This is a genomic window from Hymenobacter metallicola, assembly GCF_004745645.1.
Classification (GTDB): Bacteria; Bacteroidota; Bacteroidia; order Cytophagales; family Hymenobacteraceae; genus Hymenobacter; species Hymenobacter metallicola.
In genome coordinates this window covers 57,933-79,237 of the sequence record NZ_SRMB01000007.1, presented here as the reverse complement: position 1 = coordinate 79,237, position 21,305 = coordinate 57,933, and the positions used below count along the sequence as shown (strand labels likewise).

Here is a 21,305-nt window from a genome sequence, read left to right as displayed (position 1 = left end):
AGCGGTTAGCTGAAAGAGGTTAATTGTTGGCTACGGCGTTGGGCAGGCCTTTTTCTTCCCAGGGAAGCGCCGGGCGGTGCACCATGTTGCGCAACTCGGTGAGCATAGCATTCACCGAAGCTTCGGTATCCAGCTGCTCGTAGTATTTCTCGCGCACCTGCACCACGGGGGCAAAGCCGCAGGCGGCCAGGCACTCCACCTCTTTCAAGGTAAACAGGCCGTCGGCCGAGGGCGGACCGCCAACTTTAGCGCCGGTGATACGCTCCAGCTCAGCCGTCAGCTCGTCGGAGCCGCGCAGCTGGCAGGGGCCCGTGCGGCAGATTTCCAGCACGTGCTTGCCCACCGGCTTAAGGTTGAACATGGTGTAGAAGGTCGAAACCTCGTACACCTCGATGGGTTTCACGCCCAGTACCTCGGCTACCAGATCTTGTACCTCGGGGGCTACCCAGCCACCGAATTCGGCCTGGGCAATGTGCAGCACCGGCAGCATGGCCGACTTGCGCCGCTCCTCGGGGTATTGCTTGCAGATACGGTCTATTTCAGCCTTGGCAGCTTCCGAAAACTGGGGTTTCACGGGCGCGGTTGTCGATTCCATACAGTTAAATTCAGCAAAAAACTACGCGTCCAGCTCGCCGGCAATTACGTTCATCGACGACAAGGTCACGATGGCGTCGGAGAGGCTGCTGCCCACCACCATTTCGGGGTAAGCCTGGTAGTAAATAAAGCAGGGGCGGCGGAAATGCAGGCGGTAGGGCGTGCGGCCCCCGTCGGAAATCAGGTAGAAGCCCAACTCGCCGTTGCCGCCTTCCACGGAGTGATATACCTCGCCTACCGGCGCTTCAATCTCACCCATGATGATTTTGAAGTGGTAGATCAGGGCCTCCATGTTCTTGTACACGGCCTGCTTGGGGGGCAGGTAGTAGTGCGGGGCATCGGCGTGGAAGGGGCCTTCGGGCAGGTTTTCCAGGGCCTGATTGATGATGCGCAGGCTCTGCCAGATTTCCTCGTTGCGGACCATAAACCGGTCGTAGGTGTCGCCCTTGGTGCCCACGGGGATTTCGAAGTCGAAGTCCTCGTAGCTGGAGTAAGGGTTCATCACCCGCACATCGTAGTCGACGCCGGCGGCACGCAGGTTGGGACCGGTGAAGCCGTAGTTCAAAGCCCGCTCCGCCGTAATCGGACCCACGTTTACTACGCGGTCCATGAAAATGCGGTTGCGGTTGAACATGGACTCGAACTCCTTCATCACGGCGGGGAAGGTCTTGAGCCAGTCGCGTAGCTTCTGGATGGCGACATCCGAGAAGTCGCGCTCCATGCCGCCCACGCGGCCCATGTTGGTGGTGAGGCGGGCGCCGCAGATTTCCTCGTAAATCTCGTAGACCTTTTCGCGCTCTTGGAACACATAGAGGAAGCCAGTGAAAGCACCCGTATCCACGCCCAGAATCGAGTTACAGATCAAGTGGTCGGTGATGCGGGCCAGCTCCATGGCAATGACGCGCATGTACTGGGCGCGCTTGGGCACCGTCACGCCGAGCAGCTTCTCTACCGTCATGTGCCAGCCCATGTTATTAATGGGCGACGAACAGTAGTTCATCCGGTCGGTGAGGGGTGTAATCTGGTAGAAGGGCCGGCGCTCGGCAATCTTCTCGAAGGCCCGGTGGATATAGCCAATGGTGGGCACGCCGGAAATAATCCGCTCCCCATCCATTTGCAGGATGTTCTGGAAAATGCCGTGCGTAGCCGGGTGCGTCGGACCCAGGTTCAGGGTCGTCAACTCCTGCGAAAAGTCGTTGAGCGTGGGAACCAGGCCGCTGTTCTGCTGCTGTTCCTTGGCTTCCTGGATGATCTTGTGGGTACCTTCCAGCGTGTCGTTTACTGCCATGATGTATGAATCAGGGGCCTAGCGGCCGAAGAAAAGGTCTGTTTTGTCTTCGCGGGTACCGTCTTCCAGCGCGTATTCCTTGCGCATGGGGTGGTAGTCCATGTCTTCCACATTCAGGATGCGGATCAGGTTAGGGTGGCCCGTGAAGATGATGCCGTAGAAGTCGTAAGCCTCGCGCTCCATCCAGTTGGCCGTAGCGTAGAGGTCAGTCAGCGTGGGCACGACCGGGTCGGCAATGGGGAAGAAAATCTTGATGCGCAGGCGCAGGTTGTTCACCAGGCTGTGCACATGGTAAATCATGCCCAGTTCCTTGCCCTCGTTTTCGGGGTAGTGAATGCCGCACATCGTGGTCAGGAAGTTCATTTGCAACTCCTGGTCCTGCTGCAGGCCGGCCATGATTTCGTGAATCCGCTCCCGCGTAGTCGTCACCGTCAGCAGGCCGTAGGGCTCCTCCACGTCGGTAAACGTGTCGGCACCAAACAGGCGCTGCAACAGCGCCAGCAGCTGGGCGTTTTTCGCCGCTTGCGGGTCCTGCGGGGCCGCCGCTTCCTGGGGTGCTGCCGCGGATTCTTGGGTATTTTCAGCCATTCCTGTAAGAGAAGCTAAGAGGCGAAAACTGGCGCTGCAAAAAGCTTACAGCGCCAGTTTTCAATCTACTTGATGTTGTAAGAAGCCAGCAGCGCCTGGTACTCGGGCGCATTGCGGCGGCGAATCGATTCGGTACGGGCCAAGTCCTGGACGCGCATCAGGCCGTCGAGCACCTGCTCGGGGCGGGGCGGGCAGCCGGGCACGTACACATCAACGGGAATAATCCGGTCGATGCCCTGCAGCACGGAGTAGGAGTCGAAGATGCCGCCCGAGCAGGCGCAGGCGCCCATGGCCAGCACCCAGCGGGGCTCGGCCATCTGCTCGTACACCTGCTTCACGATGGGGGCCATTTTCTTAGCAATGGTACCCATTACCATCAGCAGGTCGGCCTGCCGGGGCGAAAACGACGGGCGCTCCGAGCCGAAGCGGGAGATGTCGTAGTGCGAGCCCATGGTGGCCATAAACTCGATGCCGCAGCAGGAAGTAGCGAAGGGCAGGGGCCACAGGGAGTTGGCGCGGGCCATGCCCACCACCGATTCCAGGGAGGTTGCGAAGAAGCCAGCGCCTTCTACGCCCTCAGGGGCCTCGACCATCTTTATTTCAGGAACACGAATATCGCTCATGAGATTTGTCAGTTTGGAGGGGCTAATTGCCCTTTATCCGAACACCAGCGAGCCGGCAAAAGTTTGATTGAATTGGACTTAGGCGTGGGTGCCGGTCCACTTCAGAATGCCCTTCTTGATAACGTAGGCAAAGCCGGCCATCAGCAGCGCCAGGAACACAATCATCTGGACGAAGCCGTCCCAACCGAGCGTGCGGAAGTTCACGGCCCACGGGTACATGAAGATTACCTCCACGTCGAAGAGTACGAACAAGATGGCGGTGAGGAAGTATTTGATGGAAATCGGGGTGCGGGCATTGCCCACCGACTCGATACCGCACTCGAAAGCTTCGTTTTTGACTTTGCTTTTGCGGTTGGGGCCCACCAGGTGGGACACAATCATGGCGAAGGCCACGAAGGCAATGGCCAGGCCGAATTGTACCACAATGGGCAGAAAATCAACCGGCTGGTAATTAGTGGTTACAGCGAGAAGCATACGATTCAGCAGTTAAAGGCCCATCGAAATGGGCGTTGGAGGGCAAAGGTAGGGCTTAGAGGCTTGGGAACAAAGGTTCTGGGAGGTGGGGTTCGGATTGACGTATATTTGGACAAATTAGGTTTTATTAATATGCCCCCCGATACAGTCGTTCCCCGGGCGCTGTGCTACCCAGGATACCGGGCCTGGAGCTGGTAAAGCTGCCATACCGTGGAATTGTTGGGGCGGGCTATTGCGTTACACGCACCGGATACAAGGATGAAACAAGCCTCACGCCGATGCAAGCCCAGCCACCAACCGAACCATCATGATTTGTGAGCACCTACGTCCTCTGGAAGAAGCTCTCCAAGCCCGGGGCTATACCGAAACCTTCCGCGGCCGCCCCTGGAGCGCCAACTGCCGGGAGTGGGTGTACTTCCCGGTCGTACTGGAAGTGGCCCGGCTACAACCGCAGCTACCAGCCTGCGTGAACGTGCATGAGAATGGGGACCCGTGCAGCGGACGGGAGCTGGGCTTTTACTGCACCGAGCACCACGACGGCGTGATGGGTATTCATCCCCAGGCTGCGCAAGAAGGCAGTAGGGCTTTCACCGGATAATTAAAAAAGGCCGCTCCGAAATTCCGGAGCGGCCTTTTTGTGTCAAATCAAGAACAGCCTTAGAAGCCGCCCTGCCCCGTGACGTTCAGGTTTTCGCCGGTATCCACGCCCAGGAAGGGGTAGCGGTAGTCGACGGGCGTCACGAAGGTTTCCTTGATGGCGCGCGGCGACACCCAGCGCAGCAGGTTCAGCATGGAGCCGGCCTTGTCGTTGGTGCCGGAGGCGCGGGCGCCGCCGAAGGGCTGCTGACCGACCACGGCGCCGGTGGGCTTGTCGTTGATGTAGAAGTTGCCGGCCGCGTGCACCAGCTTCTTCGAGGCCAGGTCGATGGCATAGCGGTCCTGGGCGAAGATGGCGCCGGTCAGGGCGTAGGGCGAGGTGCCATCCACCAAGTCCAGGGTCTTTTCGAAGTCCTGCGAATCGTAGACGTGCAGGGTCAGGACGGGGCCGAAGAGCTCCTCGCACATGGTCACGTACTGCGGGTTCTTCGTCACAATCACCGTGGGCTCGATGAAGTAACCCTTGCTCTTGTCGTGGCCGCCGCCGGCAATAATTTCCACCGAGTCGTCGGCTTTGGCGGCATCAATGTAGCGGGCCAGCTTGTCGAAGGACGCCTCGGTGATGACGGCATTGACGAAGTTGGAGAAGTCTTCCACGTCGCCCATTTTGATGGACTTCAGGTCTTCCTGCACGTAGCCTTTCACCTCGTCCCAAATGTTGCTGGGGATGTAGGCACGCGAGGCGGCCGAGCATTTCTGCCCCTGAAACTCGAAAGCGCCGCGGGTAATGGCCGTGGCGACCTGCCGGGGGTGAGCCGAGTGGTGGGCCAGGATAAAGTCCTTACCGCCGGTTTCGCCCACGATGCGGGGGTAGCTCTTGTACTTGTGAATGTTCTGGCCGATGGTCTTCCAGATGTTCTGGAACACGCCCGTGGAGCCGGTGAAGTGAATGCCGGCAAAGTCGGGGTGGTTGAAGATAACGTCGCCGGTGGTGGGGCCGTCCACGTACACCAGGTTGATGACCCCGTCGGGCACGCCGGCTTCTTTAAACAGCTCCATTAGCACCTGGGCCGAGTAGATCTGGGTGTAGGCGGGCTTCCACACCACCACGTTGCCCATCATGGCTACCGAGGTCGGCAGGTTGCCGGCAATGGAAGTGAAGTTGAAGGGCGTCAGGGCAAACACGAAGCCTTCGAGGGGGCGCTGCTCCAGGCGGTTCCACATGCCGGGCAGGCTCTCGGGCTGCTGCTTGTAGATTTCCTGCATGAAGAACACGTTGAAGCGGAAAAAGTCGATCAGCTCGCAGGCCGCGTCGATTTCCGCCTGGAAGGCATTCTTGCTCTGGCCCAGCATGGTGGCCGCGTTGATACGGGCGCGGTAGGGGCCAGCCAGCAGCTCAGCGGCCTTGAGGAAGATAGAAGCGCGGTGCTCCCAGGGCAGCTCGGCCCACTGGGTACGGGCAGCCAAAGCGGCATCAATGGCCTGCTGTACGTGGCTGGCGTCGCCCTCGTGGAAGTAACCCAGCGTGTGCTGGTGGTCGTGGGGCGGGCTGATGCGCTGGGTGTTGCCGGTGCGGATTTCCTGACCGCCGATGTGCATCGGAATGTCGACCTGCTGCTTTTTGAGGTCTTTGAGCGCCTGTTGCAGCTCGGCCCGCTCCTTGGAGCCGGGCGCGTAGCCTTTGACGGGTTCGTTAATCGGGGTCGGGACGTTGAAAAAGCCGTTGGCCATAGCGGAGGGAGGAGTTGGAGGTATGTTTTCGATGGGGTGGTGCGACAAAGGTAAGCAGGATATGCGGGGCGCTATAGCAGCGGATGCCCGACGTTCCAGGGAGCCTCAAACAAACCCGGAGCAGCCCCAAGCTCGGCCAGCACCGCGTACAGCTGAGGCGCATCGGCCACATAATACTGCTTTATGCTGAGCATGGCCAGGTCTTCGTCGCCATCGGGTGCGTACGCTGCCAGCAGCGCCGCATCGAATTCCCGGTCGATAATGCAGTAGCGGTGCGGCGGACAAGTGAGGTGCTTACGGGTCAGGTCATAGTGAATATCTACCCAGCGACGCCGGCCCGGGGCCGAAGCCGGCACTTCGGCGGCAATGGGCGCCTGCAGCATATCGATGCGGTTCCAGATCTTGAGGGGAATTCTATTCATAGCTAGGGCAGCGCTTGGGGCCGCAAATTAGCCAGCCGCCAAGCTGGTAGGCACACTACGGTTCTGGGAAAAAGCGGGTAAATGCGGCAGCCGGTCTTTATCCTGTCAAACGTGGTGTTGGTGTAATAAAAGTTGCCCGGAGTTTTAAGCTCCTCACTTTGCAGCGCTTACATAGGAAAAGCTACGGCTGCTCCCGGGCTTCCCGAGCGTATTGCTGCCCCGCAAGTGGCTGAGCGGGCATAGGCTGCCGGTCTTTCGTTAGTGTGCTTATCGATCATCCTTATTCTACCTATTTCTACCATGAAAAAATCTCTATCTATCGGAGTTACACTCTGCCTGTGGCTTAGCCAGCTCCCGGCTTTTGCCCACAAGGAATGGGTGCACCAGCACATGGTGAAGGAGTCCTACCTGTTTTTGGAGCAGCAGCTTGGGCGCATCGACGTGCTGCGCGACGCGGTGGGCCTGAGTTTCCACGGGCCCGGCAACAGCGCCCAGCCTTTCAACAACATCTGCCCCATTGGGGTAGGAGCCTGGCGCGAAGATCTGGAAGACCCGGTGTACGGGTACACGTTGAGCGTGAATACCAGCACGCCTTCCATCACCCATTTCTGGGACGCCGACAACTGGGATGAGGACCACGAGTCGATGAACCTGAACGTGAATGGCTCCTCGCTTGCGCCCAACGCCTGGGAAAAGGCCCGCGTGTACTTGTTTTGCCAGGACCGCAACGGCAGCCACGACCTGACCATTCCCTTCGCCCTCTACGGTGGGCCCACGCGCAAGTATGTCATTACCTACACCTCCTTACCCGAGCTGTACAAGGGCAATTACTACCTGGAAGCCATAACCGACATGAACGGCGGCAACCGTATCAACTTCTACCACTCGCCCCGCTTCGATAAGTCGTTTGGGCAGCCCGTGGCCCTGCAGATTCTGGGCCGGGTGGCCCACCTGCTCGGGGATATGAGCGTGCCGGCCCATGCACACTCGCACCCGCACCCTTGCCCGCTGGGCAAGCCTGATTTCTACGAAAACAACATGGGCAACGTGTACTGGTCGAACAGCGGGCCGGGCAACTGCGAAAACGACCCCGGCGGTGACTACCGCGCCCGGCAGTGGAACGCTGGTACTGCCCTGCAGCAAGGCGGCCTGCTCGCCGATATGTACTGCGAGCCGGACGCCCGCGCCCGGATGAAGTTCTTGTTTTATACCCTGAACCAGCTGGCCGACTTCTTTCCCAGCGGCGTAAACCCCTGGCAGCGCTACGACCCGTCGGGGCCGGCGCTGAACAGCCAGAACCGGGAGCCGGGCGACGCCAACCTTGGCAACGGACCCAACCATGCCTTTCTGCAGGCTCGGTTTGCAGCCCTGGGCGGTTCCCCCAGCGACATTGACCACGTAGCCATTGCCAACGAAACCTTCAACTACTCCATCCGGGCCGTGGCTACGCTGTTTCAGTGGTTTGCGTTTGAGGCGGGCATCATTGAAACCCTGAAAAATGAGAAACTTGCCAGCAACGGCCAACTGCTGTGTGACAATTCCAGCCTGACCTTCAGCGTGACCAAATCAGATATCTTCTCTCCCGTCACCTGGGAGATAGAGCCGGCCTTTGCTGCTACCGGTACGGTCCTGCCTACCCGGTTTTTCAGCCGGAGAGAGAGTTATAGCGTAACCCCCACGGCCGGCTATAATGGTCTTATCACCGTGAAATCCACGTACAACAGCGTGTATGGCTGCACTTCTTCTCCCGTCACCCTTACCCGGCAGGTGTGGGTCGGGGGGCCGTATGCCACTTTCCTGCGGGGGCCGGGCGAGTATTACGTGCAGCAGGGCAACGGCTTTGAAATGGCCGCTGGCGTGATGCATCCCGACCTGGAGGGCAACGTGTCGTACCAATGGACCCTGACGGGCGCAAACGGGGTGCTGGGCAACACATCCTCTATCTACGTAAACGCGCCCCTGGGCTACGATGTACCGTTTGAGCTTTCCTGCACTATAACCAACAGCTGCGGACTTTCCTCGACCATTTACCGCGGCTACCGCACAACGCCCTACACCGGTGGCGACGGGCAAAGCTGGCGCCCCAGCAAGCTCAGTGCCGGGGCCGACTCGCTAAAGACCGTAAGCAGCGGCGATGCGCTGGAAGTATTTCCCAACCCCAGCAATACCGGGTTTGACGTGCTAGTAGCCCCGGCCGCGGTGCCGCGCAAAGCAGCCACGAAGCCTACGCCGCCCCTTTCCTACACCCTGCTCGACAACCTGGGCCGCACCGTTGCCCGCGGCACCAGCCCCGATACGAAGGTGCACATCGATACGCAGGCGTTGCCGGCCGGCGTGTACTCCCTGTCGTGCTCGATGAACGGGCAAACCTACCATAAGCGGGTACAGGTGCTGCACTAGGTTCGGAGCTAAGCCCCGGTAGCGCTTACTATACAAGCCAGCCTGCATCCGTGGGCTGGCTTGTTGGTGTTGGGCGCGGCCAGTCGCAAACCAAAAGACGAGAGGTTATAACAAAGGCAACACCAGTTGCTCTACCTGGTGGCGCAGGTCGGTGCGGCTGCCTACGTTGTGCAGCACGGCGGTAAACTGGGCGTAGGTGTCCATCACGGTTTCGCTGGGGTGGTTGTCGTCGCGGGTACCGTCGCCCTGCTGCTTGAGCGGGTCGCCTTCCACGCGCAGCATCAGGCCGCCCCGGTCCAGAATGGGCTGGGCCTCGTTGGGGAAGCGCACATCGGGGACGAGCACGCACTGGCCCGGCGGCAGGCGGGCAAAAAAGGCCTTTACCCAGATTTCGTAATCCCAGGCCCGTAGGGCACCACCCACCTGCTGCAGCATTTCGCCCCGGGTCCGGCCAAAATCGGGCAGCAATTCCGCCTTGCCCCGCTGGTCATAGTAAGGAGCCGTTTCTTCGCCGGCCAGGGTAGCACACACAGCCTTGATGGCGTCGCCGAAAGAGAGAATCTGCCAGTTGCGCTCGGGCTGAAGCTGCTGCAGGAGGCGGGCTACGGTGTCTTTGCCACTACCGCGCTTGCCGGAAAGACCAATGAGCTGAACCATAAAGAGGAGGCCGGCGGGGCACCGGCAAAAGTGGAAAAAGCGGCAAGGTCCGACGGGTTTTACTGGCTTCCAATGCCGCCCCGCTTTTTCTGCTGTCTTCCACCGCAGAAGCGCTTTCCCAACCATAGGGTCTTCTTTACTTCACGGCTTACACTTGGCGGGGTGCGTCGATTTGCCCAACTTGTTGCTGCGCGAAACCAGGCCGCTGCCGGAGGGCCTGGCTACCAAGATATTTCTGCCCCTATTACCTGTCATTTAGCAAGTCGAAAGCATGAAGCAGCACTACCAGTTCCATCCCACTCTGATTCTGCGTACGCCCGCCCGCCCCTTCGACAGTACCTTCGACACGGCCACGCTGGAAAGCTGCCTCCAAGACCCTGCTTTTCTGGAAGCGCTGTACTTGGCTTCGCCTGATCTGTGCCAGGAATGTCAGAAGTGGCAGCGTGGGGAGCTGACCGATGCCAAGAAAATAGAGAAGCTGCTGGGTACCCTGGCCCGCTACTATGCCCGCATGATGAGCCGCTGCACGCCCTTTGGCCTGTTTGCCGGCTGTTCGGTGGTAAGCTGGGGGCCGGAAACCCGCATCACGCTGGACGAAGGCGCCAACACCCGCCATACCCGCCTCGATATGCACTACCTCTGCGCGCTGGCTTACCAGCTCTCGGAAGTAGAGGCCGTGAAGCAGCGCATCCTTTACTTTCCCAACACCAGTATCTACCAGATTGGGGAGGAAATCCGCTACATCGAGCACCGCTTCGTGCAGGAAGAGCGGGTGCACCAGATCAGCTCGGCCGCCGCGTCGGAATATTTGCACCAGGTGATTGAAGCCAGCCAGAAAGGGCTGACGCGGCCGGCCCTGGCCTATTTGCTGGCCGAAGATGAAGAAGAGGTGCCCGCCGCCCTGGCTTATATCGACGAGCTGATTGGGGCCCAGGTACTGGTCAGTGAGCTGGAGCCGACCGTCACCGGAGTCGAGTTTTATGAGCACCTGCAAACGGTGCTGGCCCGCCTGAACGCGGCCGTGCCCGATGCCGGCCTGCACACCTTGCAGCTGGCCCTGCAGCAAGTAGGCACCCTGCTGCGCCAGCTAGACCAGAATGCGGTGAATTCTGCCCAGGCGTATGAGCAGATAGTGGAGCACCTGCTGCCGCTGGGCATCCCGATCCAGAAAAACAAGCTGTTTCAAACCGACTCTATCCGCGGCTTAGTCGCCGGGGCCTCCCTCGACCAACAGATGCAGGAACAGCTGCTGCGGGCCCTGGAGGTGCTAACTCACCTGACGCCGGCCCACAAAAACGAGCGGCTGGAAGATTTTAAGGACCGGTTTCAGGCGCGCTACGAAGGCCAGGCAGTGCCTTTGCTCGAGGTGCTCGACAATGAAAGCGGCCTGCGCTACTCTAACTTTGGCAAGAGTACCTATTCGCCCCTGGTCCATGACCTGAATGTGGCGGGCCAACCGGGCAAGGGCCGGGCCCTGCGGCAAAACGAGGTGCAGCACTTCATGTACCAGAAGCTGCGCGAAGCTGACCGTAACCGCCAGTACAGCGTAGCCATTACCCGGGAAGAAGTGCAGGGGTTCGCGCCGGCGGCCAATCCGTTGCCCCCATCGGTGCCGGTGCTATTTCGGGTGCTCGAGGAAGGCCACTTGCTGCTCGAAACCGTGGGCGGCTCCAGCGCAGCGAATATCCTGGGGCGCTTTGCCCACGCCGATGCCCGCATTGAGCAGGTAATTCGGGACGTGACGCGCCAGGAGCAGGCCCAGAACCCAGCCGTGAAGTTTGCCGAAATCTGCCACCTGCCCGTTAGCCGGATCGGCAACATCCTGCTGCGGCCGTCTTTCCGCGACTTTGAAATTCCCTACCTGGCGCAGTCGGGCCTGCCCGCCGAGGGCCAGATTCGAGTCCAGGACCTGACCTTGGCGCTGCAGGGGCGGCAGCTGGTGCTTCGCTCGCGCCTGACCAATGCTATTGTGGTGCCCCGGCTTAGCTCAGCCCACAATTTTACGCACCAGGCCCTGCCGGTCTATGAGTTTCTGTGCGATTTGCAGGTGCAGGGCTTGCAGCCCCAGTTGGGCTTTTCCTGGGGCTCGGTGTCGCACTACGCCAAGTTTATGCCCCGGCTTACCTTTGAGAGGGTCATCCTGCAGGCCGCTTCCTGGCAACTCGACCGCTCCGACCTGCACGAGGTGCTGGCCGCGTCGGCGGCCGAGCTGCCGGCGGCCCTGCTGGCGCTGCGCCACCGCTGGCAGCTGCCCCGCTTTTTCACCCTGGCCGACGGCGACAATGAGCTTTTGGTCGACGCCGAAAACCTGACCAGCGTCAGTGTCTGGCTGGCGGCCATTCGCCCGCGGCCTTCTATCAGGCTCAAGGAATTCCTGTTTGCCGGCCCGGCCAGCCCCGTGCGCGACGCGGCCGGCCGGCCCCATGCTCACCAGCTGGTGGCCTTGCTCGTGCGCAACTCGCCCTGTTATACGACACAGGACAAAACTTCTTCCTCGGGCTCCATTCCGCTGCCCCGTGAGTTTTCCATGGGGTCTGAATGGCTCTATTATAAGCTCTACTGCGGCCAGAAAGTGGCTGACCGGGTGCTGGTCGAGGTTATTGGCCCCCTGACGGAGGAGCTGCAACGCCGGGGCCTGATTGATAGGTGGTTTTTCATCCGCTATGCCGACCCCGACAACCACCTTCGGCTGCGCCTGCACCTGCCCGACGTGCACCGCATCGGCGACATTGTGCACCTGGTCAACGAGTACGTGCAGCCGTACGTGAGCAATGGCTACATCTGGAAAACCCAGATTGATACCTACCGTCGGGAGCTGGAGCGCTACGGCACCCGCAGCATGGAGCTGTCCGAATCCTGGTTTTACGAAAACAGTCGAACTGTGCTGGGCACGCTGGCCGAAACCCTTGGCGACGATAGTGCCACACCCTGGATTTGGGGGGTATGCCAAATTGATGAACTGCTGGATGCCTTTGGCCTTGCGCTGCCCGAAAAACTGGCCTTGCTGCAAGCTCTGAAGGACAGCTTTGCCCAGGAGTTTGGCATGAACAAAAGCCTAAAGCTGCAACTCGATACCAAATACCGCAGCTTCCGGCCGGCCCTGCAACGGGCCTTGCACGCCCGGGAGCTGACGGGGGGCAGCCTCAACCCGGATGTACAGCGTATTGCTACTGAAATCAGCCGGCTTGAACAACGCGGGGAGCTAGACGTAGACCGGATCAGCTTGCTGGGTAGCTACATCCATATGCTGCTCAACCGCCTCATTCCGGTAGATGCCCGCCTGCACGAAATGGTGCTCTACGACTTTCTGCACCGCCAATACCTGTCGCAGCAGGCCATGCTGAAAGCATAAGCCATAGGCAACGGGGTGGCGTTACTTTTTGCCTCCCATTACTTTTTCCTGTAGGGCTTCGAAAAAGGCCGTGCGGTACGTTTCGCCCAGCGGTACGTAGGCTTTCATGTCTTTGAACAGAATCTGGTTGCCGTCCAGGGCCTTGATTTTGTTTAAAGACACAATATACGACTTGTGGACGCGCATAAAGTTTTTGGGCGGCAGCCGGTCTTCCAAGTCCTTGATATTGAGTAGCGTGATAATACGGTCTTCGCCCGTGTTAATGGAGACGTAGTTCTTCATGCCTTCAACAAACACAATTTCGTCGAAGTTGACCCGCGTCATCTTGCCCTTGCTTTCGGTCTTGACGAAGATGTAGTCGTCATCCTTTTCCGGGGCCTGCCAGCGGGGAGAGGTTTCCATTGAGGTGTTCAGCGCTTTCTGGGCCGCTTTCAGAAACCGCTCAAAGGCAATGGGCTTGAGCAGGTAGTCGAGGGCCTCCAGCTCGAAGCCTTCGACGGCAAACTCACTGTAGGCCGTCGTCAGAATGACTTTGCTCTTGCCCTTGAGCAGGCGCATGAAGTCTAATCCTGAAATTTGGGGCATGTGAATGTCCAGGAAAATCAGGTCAATGACCTGGTCCTGTACCATGCTCAGCGCTTCGATAGGATTGGTGGTGCTGCCGGCCAGGGTGAGAAAAGGGGTTTTTTCAATAAACGTCTTCAGAATGTCGATAGCACCCTGTTCGTCATCCACTATTAGGCAGGAAATCATCTAGTTACAGGTCAAGGGTGAGTTGGCAAGTATAGTACTCGGGTTCGTCGGTTACGACCAGGGTATAGCGGTCCGGGTAAACAAGGTCTAATCTTTTCTGAGTATTTACAAGTCCGATTCCGGTGGTCTTCTCCTTGGGCCCATTGCGCTTCTTGTTATAAGTCAGAAAGTGCAGCCGGTTGTTTTCGGTCTTAACCCGAATGAGCAGAGGATGTTGGGGGTCGGCCAATTCGCCGTGCTTGAAGCAGTTTTCCACGAAGGTGATGAGCACCAGCGGCAGAATCATCAGGAACTGCAGGCTACCAATGACCTCAAACTGAATCTGAAGCCGGTTGCTGAAGCGCAGCTGGTTGATATCGATGTAGTTGCGCAGGTGCTGTACTTCTTTTTCGAGCATTACTTTGCCATTATCGTCATCGTCCTTCAGGGCGTAGCGCATAATGTCGGACAGCAGTAGGATGCCTTTGGCGGTGTCCTCGGAGTGAGGGTAGGCCTGCGCATACAGAAAGTTGAGGGCGTTGAAAAGAAAGTGTGGGTTGATTTGGCTTTTTAGAAAAGCTAAGTCAGCTTCCATCAGGCTGCGCTCAGCGGCGCGGAGCTGCTGTTCGTGCACGCGCTTCTGCTGCTCGAGGTGAATCGTATTGAGCGAAAACCAGTAGCCAAAGCTGAGCAGAACAAAGTAGACCGCCCGATAAATTGCTACTCCCCAGAACAGGCGCACGGTGGAGTAGGGATACAAAAGGTTATCTGTGAGCAGGGGGAGAATATCGACCGTAATGATGTAGCGCACGACGGCAAACACGCTCATAGCCAGTAGCAGGCTCAGGCCATAGAGCACGTAACGGCGGCGGGCAAAGAGCTTGGGCAGCAGCACCAGGCTATTGGTGTAAAACAGGGCGGCAAAAAGTGAAAAGTGCAGGCCCGTTTCCCAATAGTTAATTTGTACATCATTGACAATAGTTAGAAATAGGTTTTCATAGGCGATATAGCATACCCATATACAGAAATGAACTAGGATGGACTTGGCAGGCAATGAGCGAAGTGGCATGAGCAAAGTTGATATCAGGCTGGGAGCACCCGGGTAGCCGACCCGGTAAAGACTCGACTGGGGCAAAATAGTACCCAAAATTTCCGGGTTTGGTGTAGACGAACGCCAGGTTGGTGTAATTTTCTACCAGCTCTGAAACCTAAACTCTACGTTTGTTTCACCCCAAGCAAACAGTTACAACCTAGGTCATAACCACACGCTTTACCAGTAAGAAGACTATGAAAAACGTTGACGAGAACCCCAAATTCAGCTTCAAGAAAACGACTGTTACTGTGTTCAACAAGTCGGCGGAATCACGGGAAAGACCAAACGAAGACAGCCCGTTTCCGACGGCTTCTTCTATAAACTGTCAGTGGACCTCGATTTGGACGTCTTCTATCATTGAAACCTTACTGGGGTAAAGCTACGCTTCCACGTGCGAAGCACAAGGCTTCCGACCTGAGCCTGCCAGGGCTTAGGTCGGAAGTTCACTCTCCGGGTAGTCTGAGCCAGTAAGCCTTTGGCAGGGCTCACTCTTTATGCATATAGAACGCAATTAACCTCTGGAGATAAGTAGTATAGCAAGGTTTGGCTTTTACTCTCCTCTTCTGAAAAGTAAAATGGTAAAGCCTTATCTATTATCAACTTACAAGGATAAAGACAGTCTGGTAAACGGCTGGCGCGATATTCACCTTATACTAGCCAACACAAGCCGGAATAGTAGCACCGTGGCCGAGTTGCTCGGTTATACTATCTATTATTATGCTCTCTACCGGGCCTTCCACCAGGAGCAAGATGCCCTGCGGGCACAAGAGCTGCTGGGGCAACTGCTGCTCTTGCTGCCCCAGCAGCTTTCCTCCACCTGGACGCTGGGGCTGCTGGATGAAGTCGTGACCCTGGCTTGGCTGCATGCTGAGTTGGTAGAGCAAGCCATTATCGGCCCCGACAAGGCGGCCTCGCTAGCCGAGCTTGACCGGCAGTTGCTTACCGAGGCCAGCGTGTTGCTAGGCCAGCGCCAAGCCGGGAGCCGGCCTGGCTTTTTGCGGATTGTGCGTTATTTTCAGCTGCGGCTCCCTGGTCAACTAGCCCCCGCCTACTGGGGGCAGGTACTGGAACTGCTGGAAAAAGCCCTGGCCGATCAAACGCCGAGTTTTTGGTTTTCCTTCGCGCATGGCGAGGATGTCGTTACCAACGAGGAAGGTCTTATCCGGCTGGGCCTAGCCGACGGGCTGGCTGGGGAACTACTACTGCTCATCCGCCTGACGGAAGCCGGGGGGCAGCTACCCCAAATTCAGCAGCGGGTGCAGCAAGGCATTGTGTACCTGCTCGCGGCAAAGCGGGAAGTCGATTTTTCGGAAAAGAAGTACGCTATTTTCCCCAGCTTGCTGGCCCACAGCCAGCAAGAGGCCATCTTCAGCAACGAACTGAGCTGGAGTAATGGGGATATGGGCCAGGCCTTACTCCTCTATAGAGGGCATCAATTGTTGCAGGATGCCGAGCTGGTGCGCTTAGCCGAACTCGTGGGTCTCAATACCTTGCTGCGTACTGATGTGCGGTCCACGGGCATTACTAACTCTAGTTTCAGCTCCGGGGCCGCCGGAGTCGCTCAGCTCTACCGGGCGCTTTACCAACTAAGCGGCCACGAGGCGTACCGCAAAGGCTACACATTTTGGCTGACCCAAACCCGCAGCTGGCTGACCCACGACCTCACCAACGACTTCTACCATCAGCACGAAGGCAATCTGCTGCACGGGCTGGTAGGAGTGGGGCTAGTGCTGCTGTCGGCCATCAGTGAGCAGGACCTGCGCTGGGACCGGCTGGTGTTGTAAGCCAAGGACCAACGAGTAGTCGCCGGCAGCGGGTGACCCCGGTAGAACAGACGGTTCTGCCGGGGGCGCCTGTTTTATAGAATCTGGCGCAATTCGCTTAGGCAGCTGATTTCGTAGGTAGTGCTGGCAAAGTGCCGGCGCTTATCAGGGTTGAAGTACACCTGGTCGATGCCGGCGTTGTAGGCGCCCAGCACGTCGCACTCCAGATTGTCGCCGATCATCAGACTTTCGGCGGCCGTAGCCCCGGTACGCTCCAGGGCGTGCCGGAACATGCGCGCGTCGGGCTTCAAGTAGCCGCTGCACTCGGAGGTAATAACTTCCTGGAAGTAGTCGGTCAGGTTCGAAGACGTCAGCTTGATGTGCTGAATGTCCTTGAAGCCGTTGGTAATCAGGTGCAAGGTGTACTTGGGGCGCAGGTAGTCGAGCACCTCGTGGGTGAAGGGAAATACCGCCGACTTTTGCGGCAGCAGATCAGTAAACTGCTGGGAAATATTAAAAGGCACATCGACCTCGTCGACGCCGAGCTTGGCCAAGGTGCGCACAAATCGGATGCTGCGCAGCTGCTGCTGGCTGATCTTGTTGTTCTGGTACATGCGCCACAGGGCGTGGTTCACGTCGCGGTACCGGTCAATAAAATCGTCGACGGTGAACGTGCCGAAGCGGCCCAGCTCGTGCAGCTCAAACAGGGTGCGCAGGGTTTCGTCGGCGTTCTTCTCGAAGTCCCACAGGGTGTGGTCGAGGTCGAAGAAGAGGTGGCGGTACTGCTTGGAGGACGAAAGAGTAGGCACAGGCACAACGAATTAATCGAGCAATAGTCTTTTTACAACCCGGCCGTCGAGCAAATGATTCTGCACGATGTCGGCTGCATCTTTGGGCTTCACGTCGCCGTAGAGCGTGCCTTCGGGGTAAATGATGACGGCCGCGCCGGGGCCCTTTTTGCAGTGTTTGCACACGTCCAGGCAGTTGCAGGTTTGCACCCGGGTTTTGCGTTTGGTGCCGCCAATCAGCAGGCTTTTGAGCCCCTGCTTCTTGATTTCAATCTTCAGGGCGCGGGCCACGTCCTTCCCGATTTCGTCTTTTTGGTTGTTGCACACAAACAGGTGATACGCCAGAGTCATAGAGGAGCTGAGTAGCTAAGGTAACAAGCCGCAGGCCCGCCGGGTTTAGGACATGCCCGTCCAACGGCGGTTTTGGAGCTTGTACGCGGCCAGCTCCCGGTTCGACCATAGCGTTTTGTAAATCTGCTGATCGTGCACCAGTTGGGTGTCCTTTTCCATAAAGGCCAGCATCTGCACCACTAAGTCCATTACTTCGTCCTTGATAAAGTAAAAGGCCCAGTTGTCGAGCCGCCGAAAATTCACCAAACCCGCATTTTTCAGATACAATAATTGCCGGGACGTCTTGGTTTGAGTGAAGTCGAGCACCTGTTCCAGGTCAGAAATGCACATTTCCTGGTTGCGCCACAGCAAATGCAGGATGCGCACCCGCGAGTCGTCACCAAAAGCTTTGAATAGTTGTTGACCGAATGCAACGCTGAAGTGTTTTAGGCGCATCTTTTGTCTGAAAGGCGAAGCAGGCCAGTGGGCCAGGCCGGGAACAAATTTACACCAACCCGGGCTTCCACCCTCAAAGAGCCGTATTATTGTAGTCTGTAATGCCTTGTATGTCTGGTAGTGTTCGAATTCGTTTTTCGTGGCTGGTGCTGGTGCTGGTCATCATGGCCCTTGTCGGGTTGAGCCCGTCGCGGGCTCAGGCTCAGGGGCAGCGCCGCGTGGTGCAGTTCACCGGCATTATTGCCACGGGTGATAGTCTGCTGGGCGTACCCGGGGCCACGGTGTTTGTGCCCAAAGCCGGCCGCGGCACGGCCACCAACGCCTACGGGTACTTTTCGCTGCCCGTACTCACCGGCGACAGTATCGTGATTCGCTCCCTGGGCTACCGCAACCAGACCGTGGTGATTCCGCCCGACTACCAGCGCCAGAGCTACTCGGTTATCGTGCAGCTCAAGGAAGATGCTACTATTCTGCCCGAGGTGCGCATCTTTCCCTACGCCACCGAAAAGGAGTTTAAGCGGGCTTTCCTGGCCCTGAAGCTGCCCAAGGAGCGGGGCTCGGCCATGGCCGACAACCTGAACGAGCAGGTGTTGCGCCGCATCTTCAACAACGCGCCGGTGACCAGCATGGGCAACTACCGCCAGACCATGGACAACCAGCAGTACGACCAAGCCCGGCGTATGGGCACCGCGCCCACCCCCCAAACCAACAACCCGCTGCTGAACCCCTTCAGCTGGCTGCAGCTCATCAACCAGATCAAGCAGGGCGAATTCAAGAAAAAGGAAGGCGTCGATTATTAACCGACCGCGCTCCGCAAAACCAGAAAGCCCGCGAGACGCGGGCTTTCTGGTTTTTAGGCCGTTAGTCAGGGCAGATACAGCAGCTGGACGGTAACCAGAACGGGGCTTTTGGGGTAAAGGCCAAAGATGCCTTGGCCGCTATATAAAAGCGGTTACCTTGGCTCGTTCCTTTCAGCAAACTCCTATGGATACGAATCTTCCGGTTTCATCCCAGCCTCGCGTGGTGATTGTGGGGTGCGGTTTTGGCGGTCTACGCTTGGCCAAATCCCTGCGCGACGCGCCGGTGCAGGTAGTTGTTATCGACCGTAACAACTACCATAACTTCCAGCCCCTGCTCTATCAGGTAGCCACCGGCGCCCTGGAAGCCGACAGCATTGCCTACCCGATTCGCAAGATTTTCGCCGGCCAGAAAAACTTCTTCTACCGCATGGCCGACGTGCAGCGCGTGGATACGGCCAGCAACACGGTGCACACCAGCGTGGGCGACATTCGCTACGACTACCTGGTGCTGGCTACGGGCTCACTCACCAACTTCTTCGGCATCGAGAGCCTGGAGAAAAACGCCATGCAGATCAAGAGCATCCCAAATGCCCTGAACCTGCGCAGCTTTATTTTCCAGAACTTCGAAAAGGCTCTGCTCACCGAAAATCCCGAGGAAAAGCAGGCCCTGATGAACATTGTGGTGGTCGGCGGCGGCCCGACGGGCGTGGAAATCAGCGGCTCCCTGGCCGAGATGCGCAAGCACGTGCTGCCCAAAGACTACCCCGAGCTGGACTTGGGCAAGATGAAAATCATTCTCGTCGAGGCCGGGGCCGAGCTGCTGGGCCCGATGTCGGTGAAGTCGCAGCAGGACGCGATGCGCTACATGCAGGAGCTGGGCGTGGAAGTGCGGCTCAATACCCACATCAAAGGCTACGAGAACTGCCGGGCCTACTACTCCGATACCGAGTTTATTCCGACCGAAAACCTGATTTGGGCCGCCGGGGTAAACGGGGCCGCCGTGCCGGGTATTCCGGCCGAAATTGTGGCCCGCAACAAGCGCATCAACGTGAACCAGTGGAACCAGGTGCAGGGCCTGTCCAACGTGTTTGCCATCGGCGACGTGGCCAACATGGTAACCGAGGAAATGCCCCGCGGCCTGCCCATGCTGGCGCCCGTGGCCCAGCAGCAGGCCGACCTCTTGGCCGACAACCTGCAGCGCATTATGAAAGGTCAGGCGCCAGTCAACTTCGTCTACAAGAACAAGGGCGTAATGGCCATCGTGAGCCGTAACAAAGCCGTGGTGGATCTGCCTAAAGACGTGCATTTCAGCGGCATCTTCGGCTGGTTTACCTGGCTGTTTGTGCACCTGATGACGCTCGTGGGCTTCCGCAACAAAGTGGTGGCCTTCGTCGACTGGGCCTTCAGCTACTTCAGCTCCGACCAGGCCCTGCGCCTGATTATCCGGCCCTTCAGCCGCCGCGACGTGAAAGACGACCAGGGCAAGAAGAAAGCCGAACACGCCACCGGCACCCCGCAGTACAACCCCACGCCCCCGGCTATTCAGACACCAGCTGCGTAGGGGTGGGAGGGTGAGATAGTGAGTTTGTCGTTCGCCTGACGCGAGCGGCACGTTTCTTCCCTTCATGGCGAGCAAAGCGAAGCCATCCGTCCGCTGAACTGTGCAGAGCCCTCTAACGTGAAAAGCCCCTTACTACCGCGTGGAGTAAGGGGCTTTCTGGTAAAAAGGCGTGCCTACCTCCGCGGAGGACGGATTGCCACGGCTGCGCCTCGCAAGGATATGGTGAGGTGCGCCTGGCCAAGGAAGAACGCACCCTTTCACCATTACAAGGCGTACTCGGCCAGGGCCCGGCTGATGTCGTGGATGCTCTTGTCGTCGCGGAAGTTCTTGCTGATAGGCTCGGCCTGCCCGCGAATCCAGATTTTTAGTTCGGCATCGAGGTCGAAGTGGCCGGCGGTTTCCATCGAGAACCGCTCGATGCTGCGGTAGGGCACGCTCAGGATTTCGCGCTTCTTGCCCGTTACGCCCTGCTTGTCGACCAGAATCAGGCGCTTATTAGTAAAGATGATCTGGTCGCGGAGGATGGCGTAGGCTTTTTCCACCCGCTCGCCGGAGGCCAGTAGCTGCGTAAGCTCCTGCTGCAGGTCCTGCGCGTCGTTTTCGGAAGCATTGCCCAGCAGGCCGTCAAGAATTCCCATCGTAGTAGATCTTTAGGTGAGGAATGAAGATGCGAAGAGTTGGTGGGTTGCTAAACAGCACCTACGCCTTGTTGGCTAAAAAATCGCCATCCACAATAATGAGCCGGGCTCCGTGCTCGGTAGAAGAGCGGTGGGAACTCAACTCATCCGACACTTCATACGACATGCCGGTCGTCATGCGGAAGGACTGTCCATCAACCAGTTCGGTCACCAGCTCCCCTTCCGTCACGAACAGCACATGGCCTTTTTGGCACCAGTGGTCGGCTTTGTAACCGGCCGAATATTCCACATAGCGCAGGCGCAGGTTGCCCAGCTGCAGGGTGCGCCAATAGGCCACGCCGGTTTCGCCGGGGTGCTCGGTAGCCGGTATCAGCGACCAATCGGTGACTTGGAAGGGAATAGGAAAGGGCATAGCGGG

Annotated in this window: 21 protein-coding genes; 6 read left to right on the top strand and 15 right to left on the bottom strand. The window is 58.3% G+C overall.

The window, feature by feature from the left end; translation table 11 throughout:
• Positions 1–19 precede the first annotated feature (19 nt).
• The 5 genes from E5K02_RS24055 to E5K02_RS24035 form a co-directional block, all read right to left on the bottom strand.
• Entirely contained in the window at positions 20–595 is a 576-nt protein-coding gene (locus E5K02_RS24055; RefSeq protein ID WP_135398874.1) for an NADH-quinone oxidoreductase subunit NuoE family protein, read from the bottom strand.
• 21 nt (positions 596–616) lie between these two features.
• Positions 617–1,882: an NADH dehydrogenase (quinone) subunit D gene (nuoD, locus tag E5K02_RS24050; protein ID WP_135398872.1), complete on the bottom strand. Its 1,266-nt coding sequence runs from the start codon at positions 1,880–1,882 to the stop codon at positions 617–619.
• A gap of 18 nt (positions 1,883–1,900) precedes the next feature.
• The gene (locus tag E5K02_RS24045; RefSeq protein WP_135398870.1) at positions 1,901–2,470 is read right to left on the bottom strand and encodes an NADH-quinone oxidoreductase subunit C; all 570 of its coding nucleotides are present in this window, start codon (positions 2,468–2,470) and stop codon (positions 1,901–1,903) included.
• Between the two features lie 65 nt (positions 2,471–2,535).
• Positions 2,536–3,093, bottom strand: coding sequence for an NADH-quinone oxidoreductase subunit B (locus E5K02_RS24040; RefSeq protein ID WP_100339094.1), 558 nt, complete (start codon positions 3,091–3,093; stop codon positions 2,536–2,538).
• 78 nt (positions 3,094–3,171) lie between these two features.
• Positions 3,172–3,567 (bottom strand): NADH-quinone oxidoreductase subunit A, encoded by a 396-nt coding sequence (locus E5K02_RS24035; protein WP_135398868.1) that lies wholly within the window; start codon positions 3,565–3,567, stop codon positions 3,172–3,174.
• A gap of 307 nt (positions 3,568–3,874) precedes the next feature.
• Here E5K02_RS24035 and E5K02_RS24030 point away from each other — a divergent pair, with 307 nt between their 5' ends.
• Complete coding sequence (locus tag E5K02_RS24030; protein ID WP_135398866.1) at positions 3,875–4,165, top strand: hypothetical protein; 291 nt, start codon at positions 3,875–3,877, stop codon at positions 4,163–4,165.
• 59 nt (positions 4,166–4,224) lie between these two features.
• Here the strand turns inward: E5K02_RS24030 and pruA are convergent, their stop codons facing one another.
• Both pruA and E5K02_RS24020 read right to left on the bottom strand, forming a co-directional pair.
• The gene (gene pruA, locus E5K02_RS24025) at positions 4,225–5,895 is read right to left on the bottom strand and encodes an L-glutamate gamma-semialdehyde dehydrogenase (protein WP_135398864.1); all 1,671 of its coding nucleotides are present in this window, start codon (positions 5,893–5,895) and stop codon (positions 4,225–4,227) included.
• A gap of 71 nt (positions 5,896–5,966) precedes the next feature.
• Complete coding sequence (locus E5K02_RS24020; protein ID WP_135398862.1) at positions 5,967–6,317, bottom strand: hypothetical protein; 351 nt, start codon at positions 6,315–6,317, stop codon at positions 5,967–5,969.
• 300 nt (positions 6,318–6,617) lie between these two features.
• Between E5K02_RS24020 and E5K02_RS24015 the strand changes: the two genes are divergently transcribed.
• Positions 6,618–8,717: a T9SS type A sorting domain-containing protein gene (locus tag E5K02_RS24015; protein ID WP_135398860.1), complete on the top strand. Its 2,100-nt coding sequence runs from the start codon at positions 6,618–6,620 to the stop codon at positions 8,715–8,717.
• Between the two features lie 105 nt (positions 8,718–8,822).
• On the opposite strand, the gene E5K02_RS24010 is transcribed toward E5K02_RS24015, so the two are convergent.
• Entirely contained in the window at positions 8,823–9,374 is a 552-nt protein-coding gene (locus E5K02_RS24010; protein WP_135398858.1) for a hypothetical protein, read from the bottom strand.
• A 271-nt stretch (positions 9,375–9,645) separates the two neighbouring features.
• On the opposite strand from E5K02_RS24010, the gene E5K02_RS24005 reads away from it, so the two are divergent.
• Positions 9,646–12,726 (top strand): lantibiotic dehydratase, encoded by a 3,081-nt coding sequence (locus E5K02_RS24005; RefSeq protein ID WP_135398856.1) that lies wholly within the window; start codon positions 9,646–9,648, stop codon positions 12,724–12,726.
• 21 nt (positions 12,727–12,747) lie between these two features.
• On the opposite strand, the gene E5K02_RS24000 is transcribed toward E5K02_RS24005, so the two are convergent.
• Both E5K02_RS24000 and E5K02_RS23995 read right to left on the bottom strand, forming a co-directional pair.
• Positions 12,748–13,479: a LytR/AlgR family response regulator transcription factor gene (locus E5K02_RS24000; protein ID WP_135398854.1), complete on the bottom strand. Its 732-nt coding sequence runs from the start codon at positions 13,477–13,479 to the stop codon at positions 12,748–12,750.
• 4 nt (positions 13,480–13,483) lie between these two features.
• Positions 13,484–14,527, bottom strand: coding sequence for a sensor histidine kinase (locus E5K02_RS23995; RefSeq protein ID WP_135398852.1), 1,044 nt, complete (start codon positions 14,525–14,527; stop codon positions 13,484–13,486).
• A gap of 599 nt (positions 14,528–15,126) precedes the next feature.
• On the opposite strand from E5K02_RS23995, the gene E5K02_RS23990 reads away from it, so the two are divergent.
• Complete coding sequence (locus E5K02_RS23990; RefSeq protein WP_135398850.1) at positions 15,127–16,335, top strand: lanthionine synthetase LanC family protein; 1,209 nt, start codon at positions 15,127–15,129, stop codon at positions 16,333–16,335.
• Positions 16,336–16,409: 74 nt separating this feature from the next.
• On the opposite strand, the gene E5K02_RS23985 is transcribed toward E5K02_RS23990, so the two are convergent.
• Genes E5K02_RS23985 through E5K02_RS23975 form a run of 3 tightly spaced genes read right to left on the bottom strand, consistent with a single transcriptional unit; the run spans position 16,410 to position 17,888 of the window.
• On the bottom strand, positions 16,410–17,123 hold the full coding sequence (locus tag E5K02_RS23985; RefSeq protein ID WP_135398848.1) for a YjjG family noncanonical pyrimidine nucleotidase: 714 nt from the start codon (positions 17,121–17,123) through the stop codon (positions 16,410–16,412).
• Between the two features lie 12 nt (positions 17,124–17,135).
• The gene (locus E5K02_RS23980; protein WP_135398846.1) at positions 17,136–17,453 is read right to left on the bottom strand and encodes a (2Fe-2S) ferredoxin domain-containing protein; all 318 of its coding nucleotides are present in this window, start codon (positions 17,451–17,453) and stop codon (positions 17,136–17,138) included.
• A 45-nt stretch (positions 17,454–17,498) separates the two neighbouring features.
• On the bottom strand, positions 17,499–17,888 hold the full coding sequence (locus tag E5K02_RS23975; RefSeq protein ID WP_135398844.1) for an ArsR/SmtB family transcription factor: 390 nt from the start codon (positions 17,886–17,888) through the stop codon (positions 17,499–17,501).
• A gap of 110 nt (positions 17,889–17,998) precedes the next feature.
• Between E5K02_RS23975 and E5K02_RS23970 the strand changes: the two genes are divergently transcribed.
• Together E5K02_RS23970 and E5K02_RS23965 are read left to right on the top strand one after the other, a co-directional pair.
• Positions 17,999–18,688 (top strand): carboxypeptidase-like regulatory domain-containing protein, encoded by a 690-nt coding sequence (locus E5K02_RS23970; RefSeq protein ID WP_167856574.1) that lies wholly within the window; start codon positions 17,999–18,001, stop codon positions 18,686–18,688.
• A gap of 184 nt (positions 18,689–18,872) precedes the next feature.
• On the top strand, positions 18,873–20,249 hold the full coding sequence (locus tag E5K02_RS23965) for an NAD(P)/FAD-dependent oxidoreductase (RefSeq protein ID WP_135398840.1): 1,377 nt from the start codon (positions 18,873–18,875) through the stop codon (positions 20,247–20,249).
• Between the two features lie 263 nt (positions 20,250–20,512).
• On the opposite strand, the gene E5K02_RS23960 is transcribed toward E5K02_RS23965, so the two are convergent.
• Both E5K02_RS23960 and E5K02_RS23955 read right to left on the bottom strand, forming a co-directional pair.
• Positions 20,513–20,887 carry a PH domain-containing protein gene (locus E5K02_RS23960; protein ID WP_135398838.1) on the bottom strand — a complete coding sequence of 125 codons (375 nt, stop codon included), beginning with the start codon at positions 20,885–20,887 and terminating at the stop codon, positions 20,513–20,515.
• A 61-nt stretch (positions 20,888–20,948) separates the two neighbouring features.
• A complete protein-coding gene (locus E5K02_RS23955) occupies positions 20,949–21,299 on the bottom strand; it encodes a DHCW motif cupin fold protein (protein ID WP_135398836.1) in 351 nt (116 codons plus the stop codon).
• Positions 21,300–21,305: the final 6 nt, after the last annotated feature.

Coding starts and splice junctions, on each gene's coding strand:
- E5K02_RS24055 (WP_135398874.1), bottom strand. CDS start 595: ATGGAATCGACAACCGCGCCCGTGAAACCCCAGTTTTCGGAAGCTGCC.
- nuoD (WP_135398872.1), bottom strand. CDS start 1,882: ATGGCAGTAAACGACACGCTGGAAGGTACCCACAAGATCATCCAGGAA.
- E5K02_RS24045 (WP_135398870.1), bottom strand. CDS start 2,470: ATGGCTGAAAATACCCAAGAATCCGCGGCAGCACCCCAGGAAGCGGCG.
- E5K02_RS24040 (WP_100339094.1), bottom strand. CDS start 3,093: ATGAGCGATATTCGTGTTCCTGAAATAAAGATGGTCGAGGCCCCTGAG.
- E5K02_RS24035 (WP_135398868.1), bottom strand. CDS start 3,567: ATGCTTCTCGCTGTAACCACTAATTACCAGCCGGTTGATTTTCTGCCC.
- E5K02_RS24030 (WP_135398866.1), top strand. CDS start 3,875: ATGATTTGTGAGCACCTACGTCCTCTGGAAGAAGCTCTCCAAGCCCGG.
- pruA (WP_135398864.1), bottom strand. CDS start 5,895: ATGGCCAACGGCTTTTTCAACGTCCCGACCCCGATTAACGAACCCGTC.
- E5K02_RS24020 (WP_135398862.1), bottom strand. CDS start 6,317: ATGAATAGAATTCCCCTCAAGATCTGGAACCGCATCGATATGCTGCAG.
- E5K02_RS24015 (WP_135398860.1), top strand. CDS start 6,618: ATGAAAAAATCTCTATCTATCGGAGTTACACTCTGCCTGTGGCTTAGC.
- E5K02_RS24010 (WP_135398858.1), bottom strand. CDS start 9,374: ATGGTTCAGCTCATTGGTCTTTCCGGCAAGCGCGGTAGTGGCAAAGAC.
- E5K02_RS24005 (WP_135398856.1), top strand. CDS start 9,646: ATGAAGCAGCACTACCAGTTCCATCCCACTCTGATTCTGCGTACGCCC.
- E5K02_RS24000 (WP_135398854.1), bottom strand. CDS start 13,479: ATGATTTCCTGCCTAATAGTGGATGACGAACAGGGTGCTATCGACATT.
- E5K02_RS23995 (WP_135398852.1), bottom strand. CDS start 14,527: ATGCCACTTCGCTCATTGCCTGCCAAGTCCATCCTAGTTCATTTCTGT.
- E5K02_RS23990 (WP_135398850.1), top strand. CDS start 15,127: ATGGTAAAGCCTTATCTATTATCAACTTACAAGGATAAAGACAGTCTG.
- E5K02_RS23980 (WP_135398846.1), bottom strand. CDS start 17,453: ATGACTCTGGCGTATCACCTGTTTGTGTGCAACAACCAAAAAGACGAA.
- E5K02_RS23975 (WP_135398844.1), bottom strand. CDS start 17,888: ATGCGCCTAAAACACTTCAGCGTTGCATTCGGTCAACAACTATTCAAA.
- E5K02_RS23970 (WP_167856574.1), top strand. CDS start 17,999: ATGTCTGGTAGTGTTCGAATTCGTTTTTCGTGGCTGGTGCTGGTGCTG.
- E5K02_RS23965 (WP_135398840.1), top strand. CDS start 18,873: ATGGATACGAATCTTCCGGTTTCATCCCAGCCTCGCGTGGTGATTGTG.
- E5K02_RS23960 (WP_135398838.1), bottom strand. CDS start 20,887: ATGGGAATTCTTGACGGCCTGCTGGGCAATGCTTCCGAAAACGACGCG.
- E5K02_RS23955 (WP_135398836.1), bottom strand. CDS start 21,299: ATGCCCTTTCCTATTCCCTTCCAAGTCACCGATTGGTCGCTGATACCG.